This window comes from Caballeronia sp. M23-90, from assembly GCF_053574605.1.
Genome location: NZ_JBSIPA010000432.1, coordinates 1 through 5,396 on the forward strand (window position 1 = coordinate 1; position 5,396 = coordinate 5,396).

Consider the following 5,396-nt stretch of genomic DNA (forward strand, 5'->3'; position numbering starts at 1 on the left):
TGCCACCGTCCGGTCCGCCGAACGGGACGAACTTCTCGCGCCGCATCGACGCGCTGCCATCCCCTCCGTCGCCGGCGATGACTTCAATTCTCGCTTCGTCAATGAACTTCATGAGTTGCTCCGTCCCGTGTTTCAGCGGTGTTCCGCTATTTTGCCGCGACCAGCCGATGCCAGCCACTAGACCATTCGATATATGCCACTACTTGGCTGGTCGAAAAAATCAGCCAATAAAAAAAGCCCCGCGAACTTCGCGGGGCCTGTTCCGGTCCTGAAGCCCGTGCCTGAATCTTACTCAGGCAGCCGGGACGACGTTGACCAGATGCTTCTTTGCTGCGCCCTTCGTCGTGAACGTGACGTGGCCGTCCGTCAGCGCGAACAAGGTGTGATCCTTGCCAATGCCGACGTTGTCGCCCGGGTGCATGCGCGTGCCGCGCTGGCGAACAATGATGCCGCCTGCATTGATTGCCTGGCCGCCATAAACCTTCACGCCGAGGCGCTTTGATTCAGAGTCGCGACCATTGCGGGATGACCCGCCTGCTTTTTTGTGTGCCATTTGATAGCTCCTTGACCGTTTAGCTTATCGACTCGACGCTTAAGCAGCGTTGATGGCGTCGATACGCAGTTCGGTATAGTTCTGGCGATGGCCAGCGTGCTTTTGGTAGTGCTTCCGGCGACGCATCTTGAAGATCGTGACCTTCTTGTGACGACCTTGGGACACGACGGTACATGTGACGGAAGCCCCACTGACCAGCGGTGCACCGAACTGAATCGATTCACCTTCGCCTACTGCGAGAACCTGGTCGAGCGTGATTTCAGCGTCAATGTCTGCCGGTATCTGTTCTACTTTCAATTTTTCGCCGACAGCAACTTTATACTGCTTGCCACCGGTTTTTATGACCGCGTACATTGAGAACCTCACTCTGAATTCATTTTTCCGCACACCGTGCGCGAAAACGCGTGATTATACAGAGAGTTAGGCTCTCCGTCAAAACCCTTGTTCGTCGCGAAAATGCGCCGCCGCTGTGCCCGGACGGGGCGCGGAGGATGTGAGGCACCCGAGGCGAACGCAATATTATCCTGATCATTACCGCGACATGCCGCACGTGAAGCGAGGCTGGATGGTCCAAGGCGTCTATTAGAGGCGTCGATCGGCCGATTCGCCTTATAATTCGCGGCACTACCCTAATTGCCGATCATGTCGTCCACAGCCACTTCCTCCCCAAACGCCGCCAACGTGCTCGAGCCTATCGCCGAGGACATGCAGCAGGTCAATCGCGTCATCCGGCAGCGCCTGGCATCCGAAGTGATGCTGATCAACCAGATTTCCGAGTACATCATCGGGGCCGGCGGCAAACGGCTTCGTCCCGCGCTGCTGCTTCTGGTGTCGGGCGCGCTCGGCGACAAGACCGGCCATCGGCACGAACTGGCCGCAGTCGTCGAGTTCATTCATACGGCGACCCTGCTGCACGATGACGTCGTCGACGAATCCGATCTCCGGCGCGGCCGCAAGACCGCGAACGCGATCTTCGGCAACGCGGCGAGCGTGCTGGTCGGCGATTTCCTGTATTCGCGTTCGTTCGAGATGATGGTCGGCGTGGGCAAGATGCGCGTGATGGAAATCCTGTCGGTTGCGACCAACGTGATCTCCGAAGGCGAAGTGCTGCAGTTGCTGAACATGCACGATCCGGATGTCGACGAAGCGCGCTACATGCAGGTGATCCGCTACAAGACGGCAAAGCTTTTCGAAGCGGCGGCGCAGCTCGGCGCAGTGCTCTCCGGATCGGATGCAAAGACGGAAGCCGCGGCGGCGGAATTCGGACGGCGCATCGGCACGGCATTCCAGATCATGGACGACTGGCTCGACTACACGGGCACGGCGGAATCCATGGGCAAGAACGCCGGCGACGATCTGCGCGAAGGCAAACCCACGTTGCCGCTCATCTATTTGATGGAGCACGGCACGGCGGAACAGGCGGCGTTGGCGCGCGAGGCTATCGAGCAAGGCGGGACCGACAAATTCGATACCATTTTCGAAGCCATCACCACGTCGGGCGCGCTCGATCACACGCTGAAATGTGCACGTCAGGAAGCGCAAGCGGCCGCGAATGCAATTTCTTCGTTTCCGGATTCCATTTTCAAAGAGAGCCTGCTAGAATTATGTTCTTACTCGACGGCGAGACAGTCCTGAAAAGGAAACGAACCGTCTCTGAGTAAATTTTCGGGGTGTAGCTTAGCCTGGTAGAGCGCTACGTTCGGGACGTAGAGGCCGGAGGTTCGAATCCTCTCACCCCGACCAGAATTTCCTTGTTAAACCAAGGCCAAAACCGCCCAGCTTGCTGGGCGGTTTTTTGTTTTGGGGCTGATTTTTGCGTGCGGGTATCGTGTAAGACGCCGTGTAAATCGGTGTAGATCGCCGTGCAATCCCCTTCCTGCTTTTTCTGCCGGGTGCCTCATGGGTTTATCGAGCATTGCATCGCCGCCAATGTCCGTCGCACGACGTCTCGCCCTGACATTCGTGTTCCTCTGGTTCGCGATCGGCGGCGTCTGCCACTTTCTCCTCATGCCGTCGTTTGTGAAGATCGTGCCGCCGTTCGTGCCCGCGCCCATCCTGGCCGTGATCGTCAGCGGCGTGTTCGAGTTGCTCGGCGCCGCCGGCATCACGATCAGACGCACACGCCGCATGGCGGGAATCGGGCTGACGCTTTTGACCATCGCTGTGACGCCGGCCAACGTCTTCATGCTCCAGCACGCCGAACTCTTTCCTGGCGTTCCCGTGTGGGCGCTCATCGCACGCCTGCCGCTTCAGCTCGCTTTGATCGCGTGTATCTTGTGGAGCACGCATCGTACTAACTAAGTAACGGGTCTCGCCATGCTTCCTCTGAAATACCTGAGCGCGTACCCGGAAACGCTTCAGGACAAGGTCCGCAAACTGATCGCCGACGACAAGCTCGGCATGTACCTCGCTGATCGATATCCGCATCGGCATGCGGTGCAGTCCGACCGCGCGCTGTATGAATACACGACCGAGTTGAAGCAGGAGTTCCTGCGAGTGGCGCCGGCCATCGACAAGGTCATGTACGACGCCAAGCTCGACGTGCTGCGGCACGCGCTCGGCCTGCATACGGCGATATCGCGTGTACAGGGCGGCAAGCTGAAGGCGAAGAAGGAGATCCGCGTGGCGTCGCTCTTCAAGGAAACGCCGCCGGAATTCCTGCGCATGATCGTCGTGCATGAACTTGCGCATCTGAAGGAAAGCGATCACAACAAGGCGTTTTACCGGCTGTGTGAATTCATGCAGCCGGGGTATCACCAGATTGAATTCGATCTGCGCGTGTACCTGACGCAGCGCGATCTCGCACGCGATTCTTCCATCAAATAGTTCTAATCTGCGGCCGCGTGCACGAGGGTTTCGCCCGGAATCGGTCGCGCCGGACGGATCAGCAACACGAGCGGCACGACCAGCAACGTTGCGACGAACATCAGCTTGAAGTCGTTCAGGTAGGCGATCATCTGCGCCTGCTGGTTGATCGACTGGTCCATCAACGCGAGACTCATCTGCGACCCGGTTTCAAGCATGGGTTGCATCGATGGATTGAAGACGTTCACGTTCGCCGCAAGATCCGCGTGCGCGACCTGCGTGTTGCGCGTCATCATGGTCTGCACAATCGAAATGCCGATACTGCTGCCAATGTTGCGCATCAGGCTGTAGGTCGCGGTGCCATCGGCGCGAAGCTCGGGCGTCAAGGTCGAGAACGTCAGCGCGCTCAGCGGCACGAACACGAAGCCCAGTCCAAAGCCCTGGATCACACCCGGCCAGACGATGTCGGACACCGACAGCACCAGCGTGTATTGCATCATCTGCCATAACGCGAACGCCGATATCAGGAAGCCCGCGAGTAACAGAAGCCGTGCATCGGTGCGTCGCAGCATGCGGCCTGCGATCATCATGGCGAGCATCGTTCCGGCGCCGCTGGGCGCCGTGACAAGGCCTGTAGTTGCCACCGGATAGTTCATCAGGTTCTGCAGCATCGGCGGCAAGAGCGCACGCGTCGCGTACATCACGGCGCCGATCACGAAGATGAAAAATACCCCGGTCGCGAAGTTCCTGTCCTTCAACAATTCATATTTGAAGAACGAACGTTTGCCGGCCGTCGCGGTATGCGCCAGGAAAAAGATGAAACTGAGCAAAGCCAGAATCGCTTCGATGCGGATCTCGAGCGAGCCGAACCAGTCGAGTTGCTCGCCGCGATCGAGCATCGCCTGGAATGCACCGATCGCGAGACCGAGCGTGGCGAAGCCGAAGGCATCGAATTTCACGCCGTGCTTCGCGGCGCGCGCCGGCAGGAAAGTCAGCACGCCAAACAGCGCAAACGCGCCGATGGGCACATTGATGAAAAACACCCAGCGCCAGTTGTAGCTGTCGGTGAGCCATCCGCCGAGCGTTGGCCCGAGGATCGGCCCGACCATCACGCCCATGCCCCAGACGGCCATCGCCTGGCCTTGCTTTTCGCGCGGGTTGATGTCGAGCAGGATGGATTGCGAAAGCGGTACGAGCGACGCGCCGAAAATTCCCTGCAGCAACCGCGACGCAACAATCTGCCCGAGTGATTCAGAAAGGCCGCAGAGCGCGGATGCAACTGTGAAACCGCCTATCGAGATGATGAGCAGGCGCTTCGTGCTCAGGCGGTCGGAAAGCCAGCCGGTGAGCGGGGTTGCGATGGCGGCAGCCACGATGTACGACGTCAGCACCCACGTGATCTCGTCCTGCGACGCCGACAGCGTGCCCTGCATGTGCGGCAACGCAACGTTGGCGATGGTGCTGTCGAGCGTCTGGATCAGCGTGGCAAGCATGATCGACACAGTCAGCATGGGCCGGTTGAGCGGCGCTTCGGCAGCGCTCAACGGGATTGATTCTGAGGACATTCAGGCGCCGGATCGTTGGATCAAATAGTAAGCATGCTTATTATAAACACGCTATCGATTGTCACAACATGTCAATAACCGGGATAAACCCGTAGACCGCGGCCGGCCTTATCTGCCTGTAAATGCGCGCATCTTTCGTATAATCGGCGCATGGAAACGCACCTCGACAAGCGCTTTGGATTTCTGATTTCGGACGTGGGGCGCTTGTGCAGCAAGCGCTTCGACGAACTTGCGAAATCGTCCCTCGATCTCACGCGGGCGCAATGCCGCGCGCTCGCATATCTGTCGCACTTCGGCGATGTGAACCAGGCACGTCTCGCCGACCTGCTGGAAGTCGCGCCCATATCGGCGGGCCGTTTGCTCGACCGGATGGAAGAAGGCGGCTGGATAGAACGCTTTTCAAACCCTGATGACCGCCGCGAGCGGACGGTGCGCATGACGGCCAAGGCCGAAGGCGCGCTTGGCCGAGCACA

At 59.0% G+C, this 5,396-nt stretch carries 7 protein-coding genes, 1 tRNA gene and 1 pseudogene; 5 read left to right on the forward strand and 4 right to left on the reverse strand.

Going from position 1 to position 5,396, the window contains the following annotated elements; genetic code table 11:
* From obgE to rplU, 3 genes and pseudogenes are all read right to left on the reverse strand, one after another.
* Nucleotides 1–112, reverse strand: a pseudogene (gene obgE / locus ACRXB1_RS29135) (GTPase ObgE); the annotation flags it as partial.
* A gap of 180 nt (nucleotides 113–292) precedes the next feature.
* Complete coding sequence (gene rpmA / locus ACRXB1_RS29140; protein WP_056354760.1) at nucleotides 293–553, reverse strand: 50S ribosomal protein L27; 261 nt, start codon at nucleotides 551–553, stop codon at nucleotides 293–295.
* Nucleotides 554–592: 39 nt separating this feature from the next.
* Nucleotides 593–907, reverse strand: coding sequence for a 50S ribosomal protein L21 (rplU, locus tag ACRXB1_RS29145; protein WP_056354755.1), 315 nt, complete (start codon nucleotides 905–907; stop codon nucleotides 593–595).
* 288 nt (nucleotides 908–1,195) lie between these two features.
* Here rplU and ACRXB1_RS29150 point away from each other — a divergent pair, with 288 nt between their 5' ends.
* From ACRXB1_RS29150 to ACRXB1_RS29165, 4 genes are all read left to right on the forward strand, one after another.
* The gene (locus ACRXB1_RS29150) at nucleotides 1,196–2,188 is read left to right on the forward strand and encodes a polyprenyl synthetase family protein (protein WP_062000297.1); all 993 of its coding nucleotides are present in this window, start codon (nucleotides 1,196–1,198) and stop codon (nucleotides 2,186–2,188) included.
* A 31-nt stretch (nucleotides 2,189–2,219) separates the two neighbouring features.
* A tRNA-Pro gene (locus ACRXB1_RS29155) sits at nucleotides 2,220–2,296 on the forward strand.
* Between the two features lie 156 nt (nucleotides 2,297–2,452).
* The gene (locus ACRXB1_RS29160; RefSeq protein WP_449493999.1) at nucleotides 2,453–2,854 is read left to right on the forward strand and encodes a DoxX family protein; all 402 of its coding nucleotides are present in this window, start codon (nucleotides 2,453–2,455) and stop codon (nucleotides 2,852–2,854) included.
* Between the two features lie 15 nt (nucleotides 2,855–2,869).
* Nucleotides 2,870–3,379, forward strand: coding sequence for a M48 metallopeptidase family protein (locus tag ACRXB1_RS29165; protein WP_062167976.1), 510 nt, complete (start codon nucleotides 2,870–2,872; stop codon nucleotides 3,377–3,379).
* Nucleotides 3,380–3,381: 2 nt separating this feature from the next.
* On the opposite strand, the gene ACRXB1_RS29170 is transcribed toward ACRXB1_RS29165, so the two are convergent.
* Nucleotides 3,382–4,923, reverse strand: coding sequence for a DHA2 family efflux MFS transporter permease subunit (locus tag ACRXB1_RS29170; RefSeq protein WP_062167978.1), 1,542 nt, complete (start codon nucleotides 4,921–4,923; stop codon nucleotides 3,382–3,384).
* 150 nt (nucleotides 4,924–5,073) lie between these two features.
* Here ACRXB1_RS29170 and ACRXB1_RS29175 point away from each other — a divergent pair.
* Nucleotides 5,074–5,396 (forward strand): MarR family winged helix-turn-helix transcriptional regulator (locus ACRXB1_RS29175; RefSeq protein WP_449494000.1); only part of this gene is annotated, 323 nt, incomplete at its 3' end.